The organism is Variovorax sp. VaC1, from assembly GCF_043658315.1.
Lineage (GTDB): Bacteria > Pseudomonadota > Gammaproteobacteria > Burkholderiales > Burkholderiaceae_C > Variovorax.
Map to the genome: position 1 here is coordinate 43,594 of NZ_JBIGLT010000010.1, position 20,122 is coordinate 63,715.

General features: G+C 64.8%; 19 protein-coding genes. 5 read left to right on the top strand and 14 right to left on the bottom strand.

Going from position 1 to position 20,122, the window contains the following annotated elements; genetic code table 11:
- Position 1: 1 nt before the first annotated feature.
- From ACGLHS_RS31350 to ACGLHS_RS31375, 6 genes are read right to left on the bottom strand one after another with little or no spacing between them, the layout of a single operon-like run.
- On the bottom strand, positions 2 to 550 hold the full coding sequence (locus ACGLHS_RS31350; protein ID WP_394485702.1) for a shikimate kinase: 549 nt from the start codon (positions 548 to 550) through the stop codon (positions 2 to 4).
- Between the two features lie 23 nt (positions 551 to 573).
- Entirely contained in the window at positions 574 to 2,745 is a 2,172-nt protein-coding gene (pilQ, locus tag ACGLHS_RS31355; RefSeq protein WP_394485704.1) for a type IV pilus secretin PilQ, read from the bottom strand.
- The gene (locus tag ACGLHS_RS31360; protein ID WP_093246103.1) at positions 2,742 to 3,281 is read right to left on the bottom strand and encodes a pilus assembly protein PilP; all 540 of its coding nucleotides are present in this window, start codon (positions 3,279 to 3,281) and stop codon (positions 2,742 to 2,744) included. Before ACGLHS_RS31360 ends, pilQ begins: the two co-directional genes overlap by 4 nt.
- Positions 3,278 to 3,955: a type 4a pilus biogenesis protein PilO gene (locus ACGLHS_RS31365; RefSeq protein WP_394485706.1), complete on the bottom strand. Its 678-nt coding sequence runs from the start codon at positions 3,953 to 3,955 to the stop codon at positions 3,278 to 3,280. The genes ACGLHS_RS31360 and ACGLHS_RS31365 overlap by 4 nt, the downstream gene beginning before the upstream one ends.
- A 6-nt stretch (positions 3,956 to 3,961) precedes the next feature.
- Positions 3,962 to 4,582: a PilN domain-containing protein gene (locus ACGLHS_RS31370; RefSeq protein WP_394485708.1), complete on the bottom strand. Its 621-nt coding sequence runs from the start codon at positions 4,580 to 4,582 to the stop codon at positions 3,962 to 3,964.
- Positions 4,579 to 5,658 (bottom strand): pilus assembly protein PilM, encoded by a 1,080-nt coding sequence (locus ACGLHS_RS31375; RefSeq protein ID WP_093246107.1) that lies wholly within the window; start codon positions 5,656 to 5,658, stop codon positions 4,579 to 4,581. The genes ACGLHS_RS31370 and ACGLHS_RS31375 overlap by 4 nt, the downstream gene beginning before the upstream one ends.
- A gap of 239 nt (positions 5,659 to 5,897) precedes the next feature.
- Between ACGLHS_RS31375 and ACGLHS_RS31380 the strand changes: the two genes are divergently transcribed.
- On the top strand, positions 5,898 to 8,306 hold the full coding sequence (locus ACGLHS_RS31380) for a penicillin-binding protein 1A (protein ID WP_394485711.1): 2,409 nt from the start codon (positions 5,898 to 5,900) through the stop codon (positions 8,304 to 8,306).
- 9 nt (positions 8,307 to 8,315) lie between these two features.
- Here the strand turns inward: ACGLHS_RS31380 and cyaY are convergent, their stop codons facing one another.
- Positions 8,316 to 8,648: an iron donor protein CyaY gene (cyaY, locus tag ACGLHS_RS31385; protein ID WP_394485714.1), complete on the bottom strand. Its 333-nt coding sequence runs from the start codon at positions 8,646 to 8,648 to the stop codon at positions 8,316 to 8,318.
- Between the two features lie 63 nt (positions 8,649 to 8,711).
- Here cyaY and ACGLHS_RS31390 point away from each other — a divergent pair, with 63 nt between their 5' ends.
- Together ACGLHS_RS31390 and lysA are read left to right on the top strand one after the other, a co-directional pair.
- On the top strand, positions 8,712 to 8,939 hold the full coding sequence (locus ACGLHS_RS31390; protein ID WP_394485766.1) for a lipoprotein: 228 nt from the start codon (positions 8,712 to 8,714) through the stop codon (positions 8,937 to 8,939).
- Complete coding sequence (lysA, locus tag ACGLHS_RS31395) at positions 8,939 to 10,228, top strand: diaminopimelate decarboxylase (protein WP_394485716.1); 1,290 nt, start codon at positions 8,939 to 8,941, stop codon at positions 10,226 to 10,228. Before ACGLHS_RS31390 ends, lysA begins: the two co-directional genes overlap by 1 nt.
- A gap of 19 nt (positions 10,229 to 10,247) precedes the next feature.
- On the opposite strand, the gene ACGLHS_RS31400 is transcribed toward lysA, so the two are convergent.
- The 5 genes from ACGLHS_RS31400 to ACGLHS_RS31420 form a co-directional block, all read right to left on the bottom strand.
- The gene (locus ACGLHS_RS31400) at positions 10,248 to 10,913 is read right to left on the bottom strand and encodes a sulfite oxidase heme-binding subunit YedZ (protein ID WP_394485718.1); all 666 of its coding nucleotides are present in this window, start codon (positions 10,911 to 10,913) and stop codon (positions 10,248 to 10,250) included.
- Between the two features lie 31 nt (positions 10,914 to 10,944).
- Positions 10,945 to 11,961, bottom strand: a complete 1,017-nt coding sequence (gene msrP, locus ACGLHS_RS31405) for a protein-methionine-sulfoxide reductase catalytic subunit MsrP (RefSeq protein ID WP_394485721.1) — start codon at positions 11,959 to 11,961, stop codon at positions 10,945 to 10,947.
- 123 nt (positions 11,962 to 12,084) lie between these two features.
- Positions 12,085 to 13,401: a c-type cytochrome biogenesis protein CcsB gene (gene ccsB / locus ACGLHS_RS31410; protein ID WP_093246118.1), complete on the bottom strand. Its 1,317-nt coding sequence runs from the start codon at positions 13,399 to 13,401 to the stop codon at positions 12,085 to 12,087.
- A complete protein-coding gene (locus ACGLHS_RS31415) occupies positions 13,398 to 15,581 on the bottom strand; it encodes a cytochrome c biogenesis protein ResB (RefSeq protein ID WP_093246190.1) in 2,184 nt (727 codons plus the stop codon). Before ACGLHS_RS31415 ends, ccsB begins: the two co-directional genes overlap by 4 nt.
- 125 nt (positions 15,582 to 15,706) lie before the next feature.
- Positions 15,707 to 16,381 carry a cytochrome c gene (locus ACGLHS_RS31420; protein WP_093246119.1) on the bottom strand — a complete coding sequence of 225 codons (675 nt, stop codon included), beginning with the start codon at positions 16,379 to 16,381 and terminating at the stop codon, positions 15,707 to 15,709.
- A gap of 72 nt (positions 16,382 to 16,453) precedes the next feature.
- Here ACGLHS_RS31420 and yihA point away from each other — a divergent pair, with 72 nt between their 5' ends.
- Together yihA and ACGLHS_RS31430 are read left to right on the top strand one after the other, a co-directional pair.
- Entirely contained in the window at positions 16,454 to 17,203 is a 750-nt protein-coding gene (gene yihA, locus ACGLHS_RS31425) for a ribosome biogenesis GTP-binding protein YihA/YsxC (protein WP_093246121.1), read from the top strand.
- A gap of 85 nt (positions 17,204 to 17,288) precedes the next feature.
- Complete coding sequence (locus tag ACGLHS_RS31430) at positions 17,289 to 18,203, top strand: alpha/beta fold hydrolase (RefSeq protein ID WP_394485727.1); 915 nt, start codon at positions 17,289 to 17,291, stop codon at positions 18,201 to 18,203.
- Here the strand turns inward: ACGLHS_RS31430 and ACGLHS_RS31435 are convergent.
- Together ACGLHS_RS31435 and ACGLHS_RS31440 are read right to left on the bottom strand one after the other, a co-directional pair.
- Positions 18,197 to 19,081 (bottom strand): lipid A biosynthesis acyltransferase, encoded by an 885-nt coding sequence (locus tag ACGLHS_RS31435; RefSeq protein WP_394485729.1) that lies wholly within the window; start codon positions 19,079 to 19,081, stop codon positions 18,197 to 18,199. The two genes, ACGLHS_RS31430 and ACGLHS_RS31435, sit on opposite strands and share 7 nt — an antisense overlap.
- Positions 19,078 to 19,971, bottom strand: coding sequence for a lysophospholipid acyltransferase family protein (locus ACGLHS_RS31440; protein ID WP_394485731.1), 894 nt, complete (start codon positions 19,969 to 19,971; stop codon positions 19,078 to 19,080). The genes ACGLHS_RS31435 and ACGLHS_RS31440 overlap by 4 nt, the downstream gene beginning before the upstream one ends.
- Between the last annotated feature and the right edge of the window lie 151 nt (positions 19,972 to 20,122).

Genomic DNA, 20,122 nt, shown 5'->3' on the forward strand with positions numbered 1-20,122 from the left:
TTCAGGCGGAGGGCTCTTCCGGGTGAGCGCCGGGCTCGACGATGCCGGCTAGTTCGAGCTGCATCACGATGATGCTCACCAGCATGGCGATGGAGGGGCGGCCGGTGTCGACCACGTCATGGGCCGTTTCCCGGTAGAACGGATCGCGTGCGTCGTGCAGCTCGCGCAGCCGCCCCAGCGGATCGGCAACCTGCAGCAAAGGCCGCTTGACGTCATGGCGCAGGCGCCGGAACAGGTCTTCGGGCGAGGAGCGCAGGTAGATCACGTGGAAGTGCTCGCGCAGCTGGCTGCGGTTGGCCTCCCGCAACACGGCGCCGCCGCCGGTGGCCAGCACGCCCTGCGCGTTTGCCGCGAGGTCGGCGATCACGGATTGTTCGAGATCCCGGAAGGCTGTTTCACCTTCGCGTTCAAAGTAATCGCGGATCGAGCAGCCGATGCGCTGCTCGATCACGTGATCGGTGTCGATGAATGGAAGATCCAGCCGCGTACCCAAGCGCCGGCCCACTGCGGATTTTCCGGCGCCGGGCAAACCGACGAGTGCGACCGCCACGCGGTGGCTGCTACGCCCGCGCGTCAGCGCGCGGCGTTGCGGTCGGTAATCATCTTCGGGGTGATAAAGACGAGCATTTCGGTCTTGTTGGCAACGCGTTCGCGCTTACGGAACAGTGCTCCCACGTAGGGCACTTCACCCAGCACCGGTATGCGCGATTCGTCATTGGTTTCGGTGAGCTCGAAGATACCACCGATGACGACCGTGCCGCCGTTCTCGACCAGCACCTCGGTCTGCACATGCTTGGTGTTGATGGCCGGGCCCGCCGAGGTGTTGACGCCGCGAGCATCCTTGCTCACGTCCAGGGTCAGGATGATGTTGCCTTCCGGCGTGATCTGCGGCGTGACCTCGAGCTTCAGCACCGCCTTGCGGAACGAGATGGAGGTGGCACCGCTGGACGTCGCCTGCTGGTAGGGAATTTCCTCGCCCTGTTCGATCAGCGCCTTGGTCTGGTCGGCCGTGATGACGCGGGGACTCGACACCAGCTTGCCCTTTCCGTCGGCTTCCAGCGCGGAGATTTCAAGATTCAGCATCCGCGAGAAGCTGGAGTTGAACAGCGACAGCGCGAACGAGCCAGCCGCGTTACCCGTGCCGCCCGCGTCGCCAGCCGGCAGATTGATGAAGTTGCTGCTGGTCGGCGAGCCGAAGCTGACGGATGGGCTGGTTGTGGTCGACGTCGTGGTCGTAGTCCCGCCAGTTGAGGTCTGCGAGGATGTAGTGCCACCTCCAGTAACCGACGGCCAGGTTCCGAGCGAATTGTTCCGATTGATCACACCGCCCCCCAGCTTCACACCGAGCGACTTGCCAAAGGTATCGGAGGCTTCGACGATTCGGGCCTCGATCAGGACCTGCCGCACTGGGATGTCCAGTTTCTGGATCAGTTCGGTTATTTGCGCCAGACGCGAGGGGATGTCGGACACGAACAACTGGTTGGTGCGCGACTCGGCAATCACGCTGCCGCGCGGGCTCAGAATGCGGCTCGTCGTACCACCACCGCCACCACCGCCACCCGATGCGCCTGTGCCGGTCAAGCCTTGCGCAATTGCAATCGCCTTGGTGTAGTTGAGCTGGAACGACTGGGTCCGCAGCGGCTCCAGGTTTTCGATCGCGGCCTTGGCCTCGAATTCGAGCTTTTCCTTGGCGTTGATTTCGTCCTTGGGCGCGATCCACAGCACGCTGCCGTTCTTGCGCATGCCCAGGTTCTTCGCCTGCATGATGATGTCGAGCGCCTGGTCCCAGGGCACGTCCTTCAGCCGCAGCGTCAGTGCGCCAGTGACCGAATCCGATGTCACGATGTTGAAGTTCGTGAAATCGGCGATCACCTGCAGCAGCGAGCGGATCTCGATGTTCTGGAAATTGAGCGAGAGCTTCTCGCCGTTGTAGCCGACGCCCTGCGTCAGCTTGGTCGGATCGACCTTGCGGGCACGGACTTCCACCACAAACTGGTTTTCGCTCTGGTAGGCGCTGTGTTCCCAGTCGCCCTTGGCCTCGATCGTCATGCGCACACGGTCGCCAGACTGTTGCGAGGTGATCAACTGGACCGGGGTGCCGAAGTCGGCCACGTCGAGCCGGCGGCGCAGGCCTTCAGGCAGGGTCGACTTGGTGAACTCCACCACGAGGTTCTTGCCTTGCTGCTTGACATCGACGCCGACCTGGTTGTTCGGCAGGTCCACGATGACCCGGCCGGTACTGTCAGCCCCCAGACGGAAATCGACATCCCGCAAAGGCAATGTGTCGCGGTTGCGGTTTTCCGCAAAAGTGGTCGCGCCAGAAGTCGCCGGCGCAGTGCCAGCCGCCGGCTCGAGAATGACCAGCAGCGACTTGCCCTGGATTTCGGCCTTGTATGCGGTGGACTGCTTCAGGTTCAGCACCACCCGACTGCGCTCACCCGCCTGGACAACGTTGACCGAGCGCAGATTGCCTTGGTTCACTTCAATCGCCGAACGTCCGATCGCATTCGTGACGCCCGGGAAATCAAGGGCGATACGCGCCGGGTTCTGCACGACAAAACCTGCCGGCACGGCGGCAAGCGGTTGTGCGAGGTCGATCCGGATCACCTCGGCGCCAGACTGCGTCGAACTGGTCACGGCCTCGATCGCGTTCTGCGCATGGGCTACGGCCAACGCACCGAACGCCAGCAGACCCAGCCCTGCAGCGCGCAGCCACTGTGCCATCGTTGATTTTTTTTGGTTCATTTCGCACTCTCTTGCAGCTGCAGCGTTGCCACGCGTTCGATCCATTCACCGGCGGCGTCTTGCACGATTTCACGCAAGGCGACTTCGGTTTCGTTGATACGGGTAATGCGCCCGTAGTTGAGTCCCAGGTATTCGCCGACGCGCACCTTGTAGAGCAGCTTGTCGACACGGACCAGCGCCACCGGCTGGCCGTTGCGGTTCATGCTGCCCACCATGGCCATCGAGTCGAGCGGAAACGCTTCGAGCGCCTCCTTGCGGCGCGCCAGCTCCGGAGCGATCAACTCCGACGTGCTGGGCTGATTTGATTCGCGGCGCAGCGCCTGCGTCAGCTTCAGCATGTTGAAGGGCTCGAAGGACGAGGCCTCGGTGTAGACCTGCGGCGTGAACTTCTTGGGCTCCGTGATCGGTGGCACCGAGGGCTTGACCTGGGCACGTTGCTCGGCCATCCAGCGCTGCAGGTCTTCCTGGTCGGAGTCGCAGGCGCTCAGGCCCAGCGTGGCCAGCGTCAGCCACAGGACTTTGGCGACGGCCTTCATTTCTTCGCCTTTGGCGCCGCGGCGCGTTTCTGGGCGGTCCGCTCGTCTTCATCGAGATAGCGGAAGGTGCGCGCGGTGGCGTCCATCGTCAGCACGTCCTTGTCCTTTTGCGGCGTGACAGTGATGTTGTTGAGCGTCACGATGCGCGAGAGTCCCGCGACATCGGCAGCGAAGGCACCCATGTCGTGATACCGGCCCGTGACGCGCACGGCGATCGGAAGCTCGGCGTAATAGTCCTTCACCGACACCTGTCCCGGACGGAACAGCTCGAACTGCAGGCTGCGGCCGAGCCCGGCCTGGTTGATGTCAGAGAGCAAGGCATCCATTTCAGCCTTGCTGGGCAGTTGCTTTTCGAGCACGGTCACGTACTGCTGCACCTGCTCGCGCTGCTTCTTGAGCAGCTCGAGGTTGGCAGCCTGCGCCACCTTCTTCCTGTAGTCTTCCTTGAGGGTGACTTCCTTCGAACGCTCGCTTTCGAGCTCGTCGTTCGAATTGGTCAGCCAGACAAACCACAGGGCGACCAGCACCAGCGCCGTGACCGCGAGGCACAACGCATAGCGCGGCACCGCCGGCCAGACGGACGGGTCGTTCGGATTCAGGCCACGGAACTGCTCGCCGAAGCTCTGCAGCAAAGCGGCGACATCGATTTTTTGAGAGGGGCGATTGCTTGCCATGATCAGTTACCCCTTGGATTGCGCCGTTGCGGCCAGCGCCTTGTCGGCGGCCGCCTTCTGGGCGTCGGTGGGGCGTTTCAGGCCAATGCGCATCGTGAAGTTCGCCACGCGACGTTGATCGCGCTGGCTCAGGCTGACCGTTGTGGACGTGATTTCGACAAGCTCTGGCTTCACCAGCCAGGGGCTGTTGTTGCCCAGGTTGCGCAGCAGTTCCGACACGCGCTCGTTCGATTGCGCCATGCCCTGCAGCGTGACCGTCTGGTTGTCCTGCTTCATGCTGGTCAGGTACACGCCGTCGGGCAATTGCCGCACGAGTTCATTGAGCAGATGCACCGGCAGGTTGCGGTCGCCCTGCAGGTCTTCGACGGCCTGCTGGCGCGCACGCAGTGCCGCGATTTCTTCCTGCAGCGTCGAAATTTCCTTGATCTCGACCTCGAGCTTCTTGATCTCGGCCTGAAGAAAGCTGTTCTTGGATTGCTGCGAGGAAATCTGGGCCTCGAACCAGAGGTAGCCCAGACCGGCGATCAGCACGCCCAGGATTGCCGCAGCGCCCAGCGTTCCATAGAAAGCCTCGCGCCGGCGCTTGCGCGCAGCTTCGCGGTGCGGAAGCAGATTGATCAGGATCACTGCAGAAACCTCCGCATGGCCAGGCCGCACGAGGTCAGGTAGGAGGGCGCCTCACGCCGGACCTTTTTCTCGCGGATGTTGGGGCCGAAGTCCATGCCGTCGAAAGGATTCACGAGCGAGCAGGCGAACGAGGTCTGGCGCGTCACGGCATTGGTCAGCCCTGGCAGCGACGACGAGCCGCCGGCCAGCAGCACGTAGTCCACGCGGTTGTGCGGCGTGCTCGTAAAGAAGAACTGCAATGCGCGCGCGATTTCCTGGGCAATGCTTTCCACGAAGGGCTTGAGCACGCCGGAGCCGTAGTCGTCCGGCAGGTCGCCGCTGCGCTTCTTGGCTTCGGCTTCTTCGGCCGAAAAACCGTACTGGCGCACGATCAACTGGGTCAGTTGCGCGCCGCCGAAGGCCTGGTCGCGGTCGTACAGCACTTCCTGGTTGCGCAGCACCTGCATGCTGGTCGTGAAAGCGCCGACTTCGAAAAGCGCCACGATCGAATCCACGCCCTTGCCGGGCAATTGCTCGATCAGGCGGGCCGTTGCAAGACGGGACGCATAGGACTCGACGTCGAGGATCATGGCCTTCAGGCCGGCGGCCTCTGCCAGGCCTTCGCGGTCCTGGACCTTTTCCTTGCGGGAAGCGGCAATCAGGACTTCGACGTCGCCGGCGGACGTGGTGCTCGGCCCGGTGACGCAGAAGTCAAGGCTGACTTCGTCCAGCGAGAAAGGGATGTATTGATTGGCTTCGGACTCGACCTGGATCTCGAGTTCCTGCTCGCTCATGCCACCCGGAAGAATGATCTTCTTGGTGATGACGGCCGATGGCGGCAGCGCCAACGCGACATTGCGCGTGCGTGTGCCGCTCTTGCGGATAACGCGCCGGACAGCCTCCGCGACTTCGTCGAACTTCTCGACGTTACCGTCAGTGATCCAGCCACGTTCCAGGGGTTCGATGGCGCAGCGCTCCAGAACCAGCTTGCCGCTGGCCTCACGGCCGAGCTCGACCAGCTTCACGCTGGACGAGCTGACATCCAGTCCCAGCAGGGGAGCATTCTGACGACGAAACAATGATCCAAGAGCAGCCAAGCTAGGTTCCTCTTCCCCTGTATTTGTAACCAATGGAAAAAATTGCGTTCGGTTGCATGCTAGCAGCAGGCGTAGCGTCGACCAAGCAGCGCCGGGGGGCAAAACTGCCAATCGTTGTCAAAACCTGACGTCAAAGCCGCATTCTGTAACTTTTGGATTAGGGCGTCGCAACGGCAGCAAAGATCGGATCGTGCGAAGAGGGCGGCTTTTTATAATGTCCGGTGACTCTCCGGCCCTCCATGCAAGAAACTTCAAGCCCCAAAGGGCCAGCCAAGACCCCTCCTCCCGCACGCCCAGCCTGGCTGAGATGGCTGCTGCGCTTCTTTTTCTGGGGGTTCGGTATTGCCGCGGCCGGTGTGCTGTCTGTCCTTTGCGTGGTCGCCGTGGCGCTCGCGGTGGCCTACCCCAACCTGCCGGACATCACCGAGCTCTCCGATTACCGGCCCAAGCTGCCGCTGCGGGTCTTCTCGGCCGAAGGCACGTTGATCGGCGAATTCGGTGAAGAGCGCCGCAACCTCACGCCGATCGCGGCGATCCCCAAGGTGGTGAAAGACGCGGTGCTCGCAGCCGAAGACGCCCGCTTCTACGATCATGGCGGAGTCGACTACAAGGGCATGGTCCGCGCCGGCCTGGCCAACCTGAACCGCGTGAAGAGCCAGGGCGCCTCGACCATCACCATGCAGGTGGCACGCAACGTCTATCTGAGTTCGGAAAAGACGCTGACCCGCAAGATCTACGAAGTGCTGCTGACCTTCAAGCTGGAGCACCTGCTCAGCAAGGACCAGATCTTCGAGATCTACCTGAACCAGATCTACCTGGGCAACCGCGCCTACGGTTTTGCCGCGGCGTCCGAGGCTTACTTCGGCAAGCCCCTGCAGGAACTCACGATCGCGCAAGCCGCGATGCTGGCCGGCCTGCCGAAGGCGCCGGGCGCCAACAACCCGGTCAACAACCCGCAACGCGCGCGCGGCCGCCAGTTCTATGTGATCGACCGCATGCAGGAGGCCGGCTTCATCACCGCCGAGCAGGCTGCCGAAGCCAAGAAGGAAGAGCTGCACCTGCGCGATGCCGCCGACCCCAATCGCCTGCACGCCGAGTACGTCGCCGAAACCGTGCGGCAGCTGATGTACGCACAGTACGGTGACAGCACCTACACGCGCGGCCTCAAGGTCTATACCTCGCTGGTCGCGGCCGACCAGGCTGCCGCCTACAAGGCGCTGCGCAAGGGCATCATGGATTACGAGCGCCGCCAGATCTACCGCGGCCCCGAGAAGTTCGTCGACCTGCCCAACGACCCGAAGGAACTCGACGAAGCGGTGGACGACGCGCTCAGCGACCACCCCGATAACGGCGACGTGATGGCAGCAGTGGTGCTCAAGGCCACGCCCAAGCAGATCGATGCCGTGCGTGGCAACGGCGACCCGGTGCAGATCACCGGCGAAGGCCTCAAGCCCGCACAGTCCGGCCTGTCCGACAAGGCGCCACCCAACATCAAGATCCGTCGCGGCGCGGTGATCCGCGTGGTGAAGACGCCCAAGAACACCTGGGAAATCACGCAGTTGCCCGAAGTCGAAGGCGCCTTCGTTGCCATGGACCCGCGCGACGGTGCCATCAAGGCCTTGGTCGGCGGCTTCGATTTCGGCAAGAACAAGTTCAACCACGTCACGCAGGCGTGGCGCCAGCCGGGCTCGAGCTTCAAGCCCTTCATCTACTCGGCAGCCCTCGAAAAGGGCTTCACCCCCGCCACCGTCATCAACGACGGCCCGCTCTTCTTCGATGCCGGCACCACCGGCGGCCAGCCCTGGGAACCGAAGAACTACGGCGGCGGCTACGACGGCCCGATGTCGATGCGCACCGCGCTGATGAAGTCGAAGAACCTGGTGTCGATCCGCATCCTGCAATCCATCGGCACGCACTACGCGCAAGACTGGATCACCAACTTCGGCTTCGACAAGGACAAGCACCCGGCCTACCTGCCGATGGCGCTCGGTGCGGGCTCGGTCACGCCGATGCAGATGGCGGTGGGCTACTCGGTGTTCGCCAATGGCGGCTACCGCGTCAGTCCTTACCTTGTGACCCGCATCACCGACCACAAGGACAAGGTGCTGGTCGACAAGCAGCCGCCGCTGCTGAACGACGCCAACCGCGTCATCCCCCAGCGCAACGCCTTCATCATGGACACGCTGCTCAATTCCGTGGCGCGCGCCGGCACTGCCGCCAAGGCGCAGGCGATGCTCAAGCGGCCCGATCTCTACGGCAAGACCGGCACCACCAACGACTCGCTCGACGCCTGGTTCGCGGGCTTCCAGCCGACGATGACAGCCATCTCGTGGATCGGCTACGACACACCGCGCAACCTGGGCGACCGCGAAACCGGCGGCGGCCTGAGCCTGCCGATCTGGATCAACTACATGGAAACCGCCATCAAGGGCGTGCCAGTGACGGAACTGTCTGCCACGCCGCCTTCAGGCATCGTGAATGTGGGCGGCGAGTGGTACTACGACGACTACGCACCGGGCCGCGGCGTCGCGAGCCTGGGCGTCGAATCGACACCTGCCGCGCCTGCAGAGTCCTCCGTCGGCGCACCAGTGAGCCCGCCCGCGCCGCCCGAGGAGCGCAACCGCATCCTCGATCTCTTCAGGAACTGACGATGGCGATCAGGCAGCCGCGAACGACAGCGGCTGTCCTGCCTGCAGGGTCGCCTCGCGCGACAGGTTGCCAAAGAGCTCCTCGCCGGTCTTGGTGTCGATCCAGGCCCGGCCATCGTGTCTGTAGTGGTAGCCGCCCGAGCGCGCGGCGAGCCAGATCTCCTGCAGGGGCTTCTGCAGATTCACGATCAGCTGGCTGCCATTCGGGAATGAAATCGTGATCATCCCGCCCACCCTCTGGTTGTCGATGTCTGCGTCGGTCGCGTCGTTGATGCGATCGCAGCCCTGCTCGATGGCGGCAAGTGCGGCTTCGGCGCGGTCCATGTACTCGGTGTCGGTCATTACAATTTCGTCATGTTGAATCTCCGCCAAATTCTAGTGAGCGCTCGCGCCCGCACTGCGTTCATGGTCTGCCTCGCCGTTGGGACAGCCACTTTGGCCGCCTGCGGCCAGAAGGGTGCCTTGTACCTGCCGAACGATCCGGCCGCTGCCCAGCGCGCCACGCTGCCGCAGCTCCTGACACCGGGCGGCTTGTTGAACTCAACCCCCTCCTCGACCGAAGCGGCTCCAGCACCGGCCGCAGCCAGCAGCGCCCCCGCTGCGGCCACCACCGACAACGGAGCGCGCAAGTGATGGCGAGCAACGCATCCCCCTCCGTCCTGCCCGGCCACCCGCACATCGCAGAGCGCGATGGCGCACTTCACATCGAAGGCCTCGCACTCGACGCGCTGGCCCGCGAGCACGGCACTCCTCTCTTCGTCTATTCAAAGCAATGGATGCTGGATGCGCTCGCTGCTTACCAGCGTGGCTTCGAAGGCCGTCAGACCCTGATCTGCTACGCGATGAAGGCCAACTCGTCGCTCGGCGTTCTGCGCGTGTTCGCCGAAGCCGGCTGCGGCTTCGATATCGTGTCGGGCGGCGAACTGGCGCGCGTGCTGGCCGTGGGCGCCGATCCGCAGAAGATCATCTTCTCGGGCGTGGGCAAGACCCGCGCGGAAATGCGGCAAGCCCTCGCGGCCAACATCGCATGCTTCAACGTCGAGAGCGAAGCGGAACTCGACGTGCTCAACGAAGTGGCGCTGGCCGAAGGCCGCCGCGCGCCCATCAGCATCCGGATCAATCCCAACGTCGATCCGAAGACGCACCCCTACATTTCCACCGGCCTGAAGGGCAACAAGTTCGGCATCGCCCATGACCGCGCGGTCGAGGCCTACCTGCACGCCGCACGGCTGCCGGGTCTCCAGGTGGTCGGTATCGACTGCCACATCGGCTCGCAGATCACGGAAGCCTCGCCCTATCTCGACGCCTGCGAGCGCGTGCTCGACGTGGTCGAAGCCATCGAGGCCGCGGGCGTGCCGATCCACCATCTCGACTTCGGCGGTGGCCTGGGCATCGACTACAACGGCGAAACCCCGCCCAAGGCCGATGCGCTCTGGCAGCAGTTGCTCGCGCGGCTCGATGCCCGCGGCTTCGGCCAGCGCAAGCTCGTCATCGAGCCGGGCCGCTCGCTGGTCGGCAACGCAGGCGTGTGCGTAACCGAGGTGCTCTACACCAAGCCCGGCGAAGACAAGAATTTCTGCATCGTCGACGCAGCCATGAACGACCTGCCGCGTCCCGCGATGTACCAGGCCTTCCACAACATCGTTCCGCTGCGCACCCGCGCGGGCGATGCGCCGACCTACGACGTGGTCGGCCCGGTCTGCGAAAGCGGCGACTGGATCGGCCGCGACCGCGCGCTCAACGTGGTGGCCGGCGACCTGCTGGCCGTGCTGTCGGCGGGTGCGTACTGCATGAGCATGGCCAGCAACTACAACACCCGAGCCCGTGCGGCCGAAGTGTTGGTGAGCGGTGCCAGCGCCAAGCTGATCCGCCGTCGCGAGACGATGGAAGACCAGCTGCGCAACGAGCAGATCGACGGCTGAACGGCCGGCCTGGGCAGGCTCAACCGGTTGTGGTGCTCCGCAGCGGCTTCTCGCCGCCACGCGCCGCACCCACTGGCTGCTTCGCCTTTCGCTTGCTCGCGAAATTCCACACGCGCCAGCCGAGCAGCACCGCGATGATCGCGACGTAGATGAACACCTCGGCAAAGTTGTTCTTGCCCGCGCGCATCCAGAAGAAATGCAGCAGCCCGAGCCCCGCGATCACGTAGGCCAGCTTGTGCAGCATCTGCCAGCGCTTGGCGCCCATCGCCTTGATGGCGCGATTGAACGAGGTGGCGGCCAGCGGCGTCAGCAGCACGAAGGCCGAGAAACCCACCAGGATGAACGGCCGCTTCGCGATGTCCTTGGCGATGTCGCCCCACTCGAAGCCCATGTCGAACCAGCTGTAGCACAGCAGGTGCAGCACCACGTAGAAGTACGCGAACAGCCCCAGCATGCGGCGATAGCGCGCCAGCGCGTTCCACTTGCCGATGACGCGCAGCGGCGTCACCGCCAGCACGATGCAGATGAAGCGCAACGTCCAGTCGCCGGTGGCGCGGATCAGGAACTCGGCAGGATTGGCGCCGAGCCCGTCGGTGAAAGCGCCGTAGCCCAGCCGAGCGAACGGCAGCAGGCACAGCAAAAAGATGACCGGCTTGGTCGCCGGGTGCATGAGCAGCTTGTTCATGGGGCGATGGCCGTGTGACGAAGGGGCCGGCTCAGTAGTTCTTCTTCAGGTCCATGCCCGCATAGAGCTGGCCGACCTGGGCTTCGTAGCCATTGAACATCTCGGTCTTGCGACGCTTGGCGAACAGGCCGCCGCCGTCGCCGATGCGGCGCTCGGTGGCTTGGCTCCAGCGCGGATGGTCGACGTTCGGGTTCACGTTCGAATAGAAGCCGTATTCATTGGCCGCCGCCTTGTTCCATGCCGTGCTCGGTTCCTTCTCGACGAAGCGGATCTTGACGATCGACTTGGCCGACTTGAAGCCGTACTTCCATGGCACCACGAGACGCACCGGCGCGCCGTTCTGGTTGGGCAGCACTTCGCCGTACATGCCGAAGGCCAGCAGCGTGAGCGGATGCATCGCTTCGTCCATGCGCAGGCCTTCGGTGTAAGGCCAGTCGAGCACGTGCGAGCCGACGAAGGGCATGGTCTTGGGGTCGGCCAGCGTCACGAACTCGACGAACTTGGCATTGCCCTGCGGCTCGACCTTCTTGATCAGCTCGGCCAGCGAATAGCCCACCCACGGAATGACCATCGACCAGCCTTCAACGCAGCGCAGGCGGTAGATGCGTTCTTCTTGCGCGCTGAGCTTGAGCAGGTCTTCGATGCCGTACTTGCCCGGCTTCTTGACCAGCCCTTCGACCTCCACGGTCCATGGCCGCGTCTTCAGTGTGCCGGCGTTCTTGGCCGGGTCGGCCTTGTCGGTGCCGAACTCGTAGAAATTGTTGTAGCTCGTCGCGTCCTTGTAGTCGCTGAGCTTGTCCATCGACATCGCGCCCGGCACGGCCGACTTGGCACCCGGCAGCGGCGCGAGCTTGTTGGGGCGCGGCGTCTGGGCGTGCGCCTCGCGCGATGCAAAACCCGCCAGTGCAGCGCCCGCCGCGCCACCGGCCATCAGCTTGAGCAGGTCGCGGCGACTTTCGTACGCGGCGCGCGATGTGATCTCACTCGACAGCGGATGGATGAAGCCGCTGTCCGTGGAACGACGTTGCGGACGGGAATGGAACGACATGACAGGCCTTTCGCGTGAATCGTTGTGCTCAGGGTAGTTCGTGACACACCCCGATTTGGTTACGCGCCATCGCAGCGCGCGGTTTCAATTCTTCGCAAAAAGCCGAAAGCCCGGAGCCCGTGCCTACAAGGTACCGTAGCTGTGCAGGCCGCTCAGGAACATGTTGACGCCGAGGAAGGCGAAGGTGGTCACCGCCAACCCACCCAGTGCCCACCAGGCCGCCACGGTGCCGCGCAGCCCCTTCACGAGCCGCATGTGCAGCCATGCCGCGTAGTTGAGCCAGACGATCAGCGCCCAGGTCTCCTTCGGGTCCCAGCTCCAGTAGCCACCCCAGGCATCGGCGGCCCACAGGGCGCCGAGCACGGTGGCGATGGTGAAGAAAGCAAAGCCGACGGTGATCGACTTGTACATCACGTCGTCGAGCACCTCGTTGGCCGGCAGGCGGGCCGCGATACGCTTGCGCCCGAGCAGGATGCCCGCCGCGATGAGCGCGGAAATGCCTGCATAGACCACCCAGTAACTGCCGCCGGCTTCCTGCACGCGCTGGCGGAAGGCCACCGGCACGAAGCACAGCGCCACGCCCAGCAACCAGATCGGCGTGAGCTTGTACCAGCGCGTTTCGTTGGCCTGCTCCTTGATGAGGTAGGCAAAAGCCACCATCGCCGCGAGCGAGAAGGTGCCATAGCCGATGAAGTTGGCCGGCACGTGCAGCTTCATCCACCAGCTCTGCAGCGCCGGCACCAGCGGCTGGATCTCGTGCGCCTCGCGCACGATCGTGTACCAGAGCAGGAAGCCGACCGCCGCGCTGACCACCAGCATCACGAAGGCGCCGAGCGCGCGCGTGTTGTAGCGCTCTTCAAAGTACAGATAGAACGCAGCCGTCAGCCAGCAGAACAGCACGAACACTTCGTACAGGTTGCTGACCGGGATGTGGCCGATGTCCGGGCCGAGCTGGTGGCTCTCGTACCAGCGCACCATGGTGCCGATCAGCGCCATCGTGACGGCGGCCCAGGCCAGGCGCGAGCCGATCACGTCGAAGGTGTCGGACTGCTTGCCACCGAAGAAGCCGAGCCAGTAGAACAGCGTGCTCATGAAGAACAGCACGCTCATCCAGAGGATGGCCGACTGGCTCGACAGGAAATACTTGAGCCAGAACACCGAATCGGCACGCGCCAGGTCACCCTGGTAGGAGCTGATGGCCAGCAGCGACGCCGCGGCCACCACGATGGCAAGCACGCGCAGCGGACGCCAGAACCAGCCGATGGAGATCATCGCAATCACCGCCGCGGCCAGGATCGGCTTCTCGTAGTAGTCCATCGACCCCGCATAGCGCGCGAAGGCGAACATGCCGCCCGCCAGCACCAGCGCCGCGAACACCCAGTCGAACAGGTTGCGGCGCGAGAGCCAGCTTTCATTGAGGGTGAGGGTCGTGGTGTTCATTTTGTCGCCGGGTCTTCTTTGTTCAGTGCGAGCAGCTTGTGCTTGAGATGCTCGAATTCGCGATCGCTGTCGATCGTCTTGCGGTTGACCGAGAACGCCATCGTGGCGGCCGTCGCGCTGTTGTTTTCGTTGTCTGCGGAACCGGCGCCCTGGGGTGTCAGCCACACCCACAACCGGCGCTCGCGGACGTACAGCATGGCAAAAATCCCGACGATCAGCAACAGGCACCCCAGATAGACGACGCTCTTGCCAGGGGCACGCGCCACCTGGAACACGCTGGCCTGCACCTGAGTGAAGTCGGTCATCATCATCGCGACGGGGGCCGGGTAGAAGTGCGCGTCGCTGATCGCCAGCACGGCCTGCGTCAGGTAGGCCTGCGATTTCTCGTCGTTCGGCAGGGCAGGCAGGCCGGCGCCTTCGCGGCTCAGGTTGAGCACTTCGAACAGCACGTCGTTGAGGATGCGCACCAGCACGCCGCCGGCCCGCTCGCGCTCGGCCTCGGGCACGTTGACTTCCATGAACTCGGCAATCGCCTGCCAGCCGCCCGCGGTGGTGGCGTCGGCCTTGGCGCGCTCGCTGCCCGCGAACAGCGCCAGTGCCCGCGTGGCCGACACGCGCAGCTGCTCGGCCATCTCGGGGCGCTTGGGATCGGTCGCCTTGGCGATGTAGCGCTCGATGGCGCGCGCGCGGGTGTCGGCATCGCCGAGCGCGGCGCGCATGCGCACGAAACCGTCCATCGAGCCCTGCTCGTCGGCCGGCACGCGCAGGTAGCGGAACGGGTCTTCGGGTTTCTCGCGCATGCCGAGCAGGAAGACGGGTTGGCCGTCGCCGGTGTCGACCGGCACCATGTAGTTCTGGTACTCCCGCGCCTGGCCCGCGGCGTCGCGCAGCTTGTAGCCGATGCTGGGGCCGATGTTGCGCAGCACCTTGGGCTTGTTCACCTTGTTGGCAGCACCCAGCCGCGATTCGATGTCGTGCCGCAGGTCGACCTTGCGCACGTCGGCGCCGCTGCTCATGGCGCCGGCATCGGCGAAGTTCTCGACGTTGATCACGCGCAGCGCGGCGTATTCGAGCGTGAGCTTTTCCTTGCCGTTGGTGATCTCGGTGCTCGGGCCGCCGATGATGCCTTCGACCTCGAAGGGCTTGGCCGCTGCCGCCATCGGCACCGCCTTGAGCTTCACCCTGGAGCCACCGTCGTCGAAGCTCGACTGGTAGATCTCCACGCCCTTGTAGCTGGCCGGGTGGTTGACCTCGATGCGCGCCGGCACCTGCTCGCCGGTCTCGCGGTCATGCAGCACCACCTCGCTCGCGAAGAGCTTGGGCATGCCGGTCGAGTAGTAGTCGACGATGAATTTCTTCAGCTCGATGGAAAACGGCAGCTCTTGCAGCAGCACGCCATCGGCCTGATTCAGGATGGCCACGCTGCCCTGCCCGCCTTCGGGCACGAGGATGTTGCCGCGGAAGGTCGGGTTGCTGGCCGACAGGCGGTGCTCGGGCGCCACGTCGGCGATCATGCCGCCGCCGGTGAACACGCTCTTGCCGTTGAACCAGGTCTGGGCGCGCACCACCAGGTCGCCATCGAGCAGGCCGCCGATGCACACCAGCACGATCGCGCTGTGGGCCGCGATGTAGCCCAGCTTGTGGGCGCCGCCGGCACGCGCCGCAACCATCCAGCCGCTGGCGGACTTGCCGTCGCCCGTGGCTTCGCGCTGCTGCAGCTTGACCTTCCAGCCGCCGCTGACCAGCAACTGGCCGATGCGGTTGGCCGCCGCGTCGGGCGCTTCATCGAGCCGGGCCTCGGCGCGCTGGCCGAAGGCCTTGAGGCTCTGCGCACGGATGTCTTCCTTGAAGGTCTTGAGGTCGACCAAGATGCGCGGCGTGTTGCGCACGATGCACAGCGTGGTGCTGATCACAAGGAACAGCAGGATCAGCAGGAACCACCAGGCGCTGTAGATCGAGTCGAGCCGGGCCGCCCGGAAAAGCTCGGCCCAGAACGGGCCGAACTGGTTGATGTAGTTGTTGATCGGCTCGTGCTGCTTGATCACCGTGCCGATGATCGAGGCGATGCAGATGATGGTGAGCAGCGCGATCGCGAAGCGCATCGACGAAAACAGCTCCACCGTGGCGCGAAGCACCTGCGGGCCGCGATGAACGCGAAGGCCATGGGTGGAAACTGACATCGGATGGGGAAAAGAAGAGGAATGGAGGAAAAAACAAAAGGGCGGGCCATCCTCCTGGATCGGCCCGCCCTTTGTTTGGGGTTGTTATCGGCGGTTAGTTCATCACGCTCGAAAGCGCGCCATCTTCAGCGCAGGCCGGCGATGTAGTCGGCCACAGCCTTGATTTCGCGGTCGTTCAGCTTGGCGGCGACGCCGGTCATGGGCAGGCTGTTCAGCCGCACGTTGTCGCGGAAAGCAGTCAGCTGGGCCACGGTGTAGTCGGCGTTCTGGCCACCCAGGCGCGGGTACTGGGCCGGAATGCCAGCGCCGTTGGGGCTGTGGCAGCCGGCGCAGGCCGGGATCTGGCGCTCGCCGATGCCGCCGCGGTAGATCTTCTCGCCCAGGGCGACGGTGTCCTTGTCCTTCGAGAAGCCTGGCTTGACCTTCTTCGAGCCCACGAACCATGCGATGTTGCGCATGTCTTCATCGGACAGCGCCGAGGCCAGCGGCTTCATGATCGCGCTCTTGCGCTTGCCGGACTTGAAGTCCTGAAGCTGCTTGAGGATGTATTCGGGATGCTGTTGCGCCAGCTTCGGATTCGCCGCAATGGCCGAATTGCCGTCTGCGTTGTGGCACGAAGCGCAGCTCTGGCTGTTCGCCGGCGTTGCATTGAACACCGCATCGCCCTTGGCGGGGTCGGGCTTGGCCGGCTTCGCGGGCTCTGCGGCGGCCGAGGCCGCTGCATGCTCATCGGCTGCAAAACTCACGCTGGATGCGATGCCCACGAGGGCTGCAAGCAGAATATTGGCAAACAACTTCATATCGGGGGCTTCGAATTTATGGCGCAAAACCTCACGATTCTACAATGTGGGTCTAGTTTCGAAAGTCCGTAGATGCCCTCCCCGCGCGCCAAGCCCGCTGCCTATCCTCCCCGCGCGGCGCCTGCCGCGGACCCCCAGGTCGCCGAGCGCGAACGCGTGGCACTGGGTTGGTTGCACACCGCCCACTTCCTGACCAGCGCTCCCCAGCTGGAACATCTACCCCCCGTCGACCTGCCCGAGATCGCCTTCGTGGGACGCTCCAACGCGGGCAAATCGACCGCCATCAACACCCTCACGCAGCAGACGCGCCTGGCCTTCGCCTCCAAGACGCCGGGCCGCACGCAGCACATCAACCTGTTCGGCATCGGCAAGCAGAAGGTCGACGACGCCGTGCTGGCCGATCTTCCCGGCTACGGCTACGCGGCCGTGCCGAAAGAGGCCAAGCTGCGCTGGCAGCGCGTGATGGGCAATTACCTGATGACGCGCGAAAGCCTGCGCGGCGTGGTGCTGATGTGCGACCCGCGGCACGGACTGACCGAGCTCGACGAGATCCTGCTCGACGTGATCCGCCCGCGGGTGGAGCAAGGGCTCAAATTCCTCGTGCTGCTGACCAAGTCCGACAAGCTCACCCGCAGCGAAGCCGCCAAGGTGCTGTCGATTACGCGACTGAACGCCGGCGGCGGCGAGGTGAAACTGTTCTCGGCTTTGAAGAAACAGGGCGTCGGCGAGGCCGCCGAACTGTTGTGGCGCTGGGTGCATCCCGACGGAGCGGCCGCACCGGCGGCGCCACCGGAGCCCCCGGCGGAACCGGAAGAGGCCTGACACCCAACAGGCTGCATCGACCGTCCCATCTGCGAAGCTCACTATCAAAAAAATAGCGACAGTCAACCCAAGGAGACAAAAAAGCATGATCGAGACCTTCCAACGCAGCCTGCCCAACGGCACCACCCTGAGCTGCCGCGCCGCCGGCAAGCCGGGGCAGCCGCTGATGGTGTTCCTGCACGGTTTTCCCGAAGCCGCGTTCATCTGGGACGAGCTGCTCGACCACTTCTCGGACCCCGCCCACGGCGGCTACCGCTGTGTCGCGCCCAACCTGCGCGGCTTCGAGAAATCGAGCGCGCCGACCGACGTGGCCGCCTACAAGCCGCACCTGCTGATCCAGGACATCCAGCAGCTCGTTGCCACCGAAAGCGCCGACGGCACCATGGCCGCGCTGGTCGCTCACGACTGGGGCGGCGCTTTCGGCTGGGGCTATGCCAATGCGTTTCCGGCGCAGGTCGGCAAGCTGGTCATCATCAACTCGCCGCATCCGGGCACCTTCACGCGCGAATTGCGCAACAGCCCGGCGCAGCAGCAGGCCAGCGCGTACATGAATTTCCTCGCGCGCCCCGACGCCGAGGCGCTGCTCGCGGCCGACGACTTCAAGCGCATGTGGCCCTTCTTCCTGCTGATGAAGGCCGGCCCCGATGGCTACGGCTGGCTCACTGAAGAAGTGAAGCAGAAGTACCGCGAGGTCTGGGGCGCGGGCCTCACGGGCGCGTGCAACCTGTACCGCGTGACGCCGATGAAGCCGCCGCTGCCGGGCCAGAGCATCGACGGCATCCCGGTGCTGCCGCGCGAACGGCTCACGGTGAACGTGCCGACCTTCGTGTTCTGGGCGCTCGACGATGCGGCGCTGCTGCCCGGCCTGCTCGAAGGGCTCGACGACTACGTGCCCCGGCTCGAGATCAAGAAAGTGCCCAACGCGACCCACTGGATCGTGCACGAGCAACCGCAGCTGGTGGCCCGCGAGATCGAGGCCTTCCTGCAGCGCACTCAGTAAATGGGCGGCTCGCCTTCGGGGCGGGTCTTGAAGCGGCGATGCACCCAGTAGTACTGGGAGGGCATCGTGTCGATGTAGCCCTGCAGGCGCTTGTTCATGAGCGCGGTGTCGGCCTCGACGTTGTCGGTCGGGAAGTTCTGCCAGGTCGGCAGCACCTGGATCTCATAGCCGCCCGGCGTGAGCTTCGACACAATCGGCACCACCTTGGCCTTGCCCAGCCGCGCGAAGCGCGAGAGCGAGGGCACGGTCGCGGCCTGCACGCCGTAGAACGGTACGAAGATGGTCTGGTCGCGGCCGAAATCCATGTCGGGCAACAGGTACAGCAGGCCGCCCTTGCGCAGGCCCGACAGCACCGGCTTGATGCCGTCCACCCGGTTCAGCGCCGCCACGTCGCCGAAGCGCGTGCGGCCCTCGCGAATCCAGGCGTCGACCATCGGATCGCGCTGGGTCGTGTAGATGGTGGCCGAGGGCCGGGCCGTGTGCATGGTCAGCGCGGTGGCCGCCGCGTCCAGGCCGTAGAAATGCGGCGCGAACAGGATCATGGGCGCATCGCCTTCGGCGATCTCGTGGATCTCCGAGGCCGCGCCGATCACCTTGAGCCGGCTCGCCACCACCTTCTCGGGCGCATGCCAGAGCCAGCTGCGGTCCAGCCACGACTGCGCGACGAAGACGAAGGTCTCGCGTGCGATGGCGCGGCGCTCGGCTTCCGATTTCTCGGGAAAGCAGACGGCCAGGTTGGTGTCGACCACACGCCGGCGGGGCACCGCGACGGTGTGCAGGATGCGGCCAAGGAACGCGCCGAAGCCACGCACCAGCGGCAGGGGCAGCGGCGCGATCGCCCGCATGAAGCCGATGCCGAGTTGGGAACCGAGGCTCATGGCGTCTCCCCGGCGGTGGCGGCCGCCACGCGTTCGGCGCGCGGCTCCTTGTAGCGCGCGTAGTCCCACACGTACTGGCCGGGCAGGCTGTGGATCAGCCGTCCGATGGCGTCGTTCATGGCGGCGGTGGCTTCCTCGATGGAGGCCTTCGGATCGGTCAACGCGGTGCCCACGATCGGCTCGAAGCGGATCACGTAGCCCGCGCCGCGCGGCAGGCGCTCGCACACGCTCAGGAAGCAGGCGGCGCCGGTTTGTTGCGCCAGGCGCGGAAGCAAGGTCATGGTGTAGGCCGGCCGTCCCAGGAACGGCGCCCAGACGCCCTGCCCCAGCGGCGGCACCTGGTCAGGAAGAATGCCGGTGTAGCCGCCACCGCGCAGCGTGCGGATCAGGCCGCGCACGCCGCTGTTGTTGGTCGGCAATGTCTGCAGGCCGGGCCGGTCGCGCGAGCCCGCGGCGATCAGGTTGGCCATCCATTTCTTGCGTGCCGGGCGGAACAGCGCCGTGATCGGGCCATAGGCCGCCAGGAAGCGCTCGCCGATAGCCTGGCCGCACATTTCCCAGCTGCCCAGGTGCGGCGCCACCAGGATCACGCCCTTTTTTGCCTGCATGGCGGCTTCGAAGGCTTCGACGCCCTCCCAGCGCACCACGCGCGGCAGCACGGTCTCGCCCTGCGGGCGCAGCCAGAGCCAGGGCAGTTCGGAAGCCATCTTGCCAGCGGCGGAGATGGCAGGACGGTATTGGTCGGGCGCGAAGCCCGCGCGCTCGGCGTGGGCCTTGAAGCGGCGGCGGTAGTCGGGCGCGCACCACCAGACCAGCCAGCCCAGCATGGCGCCGAGGCGATGCATCAACGGCATCGGCACGCGGGCAAGCAGGCGGAACAGGGTGATCATTGAAAACGGGAGGGGTCAAAAAGCGGACGCGCGCGCATGGTATTGCGCGGCTCGAATAGAATGCAAATTGTCGCCGAGTTACGGAACAACTTGCAGGGCGACAAACACAAGCGCAAAGCGATTGTGCCCCGCCGATTCATCGGCATTCTGC

Coding starts and splice junctions, on each gene's coding strand:
- pilQ (WP_394485704.1), bottom strand. CDS start 2,745: ATGAACCAAAAAAAATCAACGATGGCACAGTGGCTGCGCGCTGCAGGG.
- ACGLHS_RS31360 (WP_093246103.1), bottom strand. CDS start 3,281: ATGAAGGCCGTCGCCAAAGTCCTGTGGCTGACGCTGGCCACGCTGGGC.
- ACGLHS_RS31365 (WP_394485706.1), bottom strand. CDS start 3,955: ATGGCAAGCAATCGCCCCTCTCAAAAAATCGATGTCGCCGCTTTGCTG.
- ACGLHS_RS31380 (WP_394485711.1), top strand. CDS start 5,898: ATGCAAGAAACTTCAAGCCCCAAAGGGCCAGCCAAGACCCCTCCTCCC.
- cyaY (WP_394485714.1), bottom strand. CDS start 8,648: ATGACCGACACCGAGTACATGGACCGCGCCGAAGCCGCACTTGCCGCC.
- ACGLHS_RS31390 (WP_394485766.1), top strand. CDS start 8,712: ATGGTCTGCCTCGCCGTTGGGACAGCCACTTTGGCCGCCTGCGGCCAG.
- lysA (WP_394485716.1), top strand. CDS start 8,939: ATGGCGAGCAACGCATCCCCCTCCGTCCTGCCCGGCCACCCGCACATC.
- ACGLHS_RS31400 (WP_394485718.1), bottom strand. CDS start 10,913: ATGAACAAGCTGCTCATGCACCCGGCGACCAAGCCGGTCATCTTTTTG.
- msrP (WP_394485721.1), bottom strand. CDS start 11,961: ATGTCGTTCCATTCCCGTCCGCAACGTCGTTCCACGGACAGCGGCTTC.
- ccsB (WP_093246118.1), bottom strand. CDS start 13,401: ATGAACACCACGACCCTCACCCTCAATGAAAGCTGGCTCTCGCGCCGC.
- ACGLHS_RS31415 (WP_093246190.1), bottom strand. CDS start 15,581: ATGTCAGTTTCCACCCATGGCCTTCGCGTTCATCGCGGCCCGCAGGTG.
- ACGLHS_RS31420 (WP_093246119.1), bottom strand. CDS start 16,381: ATGAAGTTGTTTGCCAATATTCTGCTTGCAGCCCTCGTGGGCATCGCA.
- yihA (WP_093246121.1), top strand. CDS start 16,454: ATGCCCTCCCCGCGCGCCAAGCCCGCTGCCTATCCTCCCCGCGCGGCG.
- ACGLHS_RS31430 (WP_394485727.1), top strand. CDS start 17,289: ATGATCGAGACCTTCCAACGCAGCCTGCCCAACGGCACCACCCTGAGC.
- ACGLHS_RS31435 (WP_394485729.1), bottom strand. CDS start 19,081: ATGAGCCTCGGTTCCCAACTCGGCATCGGCTTCATGCGGGCGATCGCG.
- ACGLHS_RS31440 (WP_394485731.1), bottom strand. CDS start 19,971: ATGATCACCCTGTTCCGCCTGCTTGCCCGCGTGCCGATGCCGTTGATG.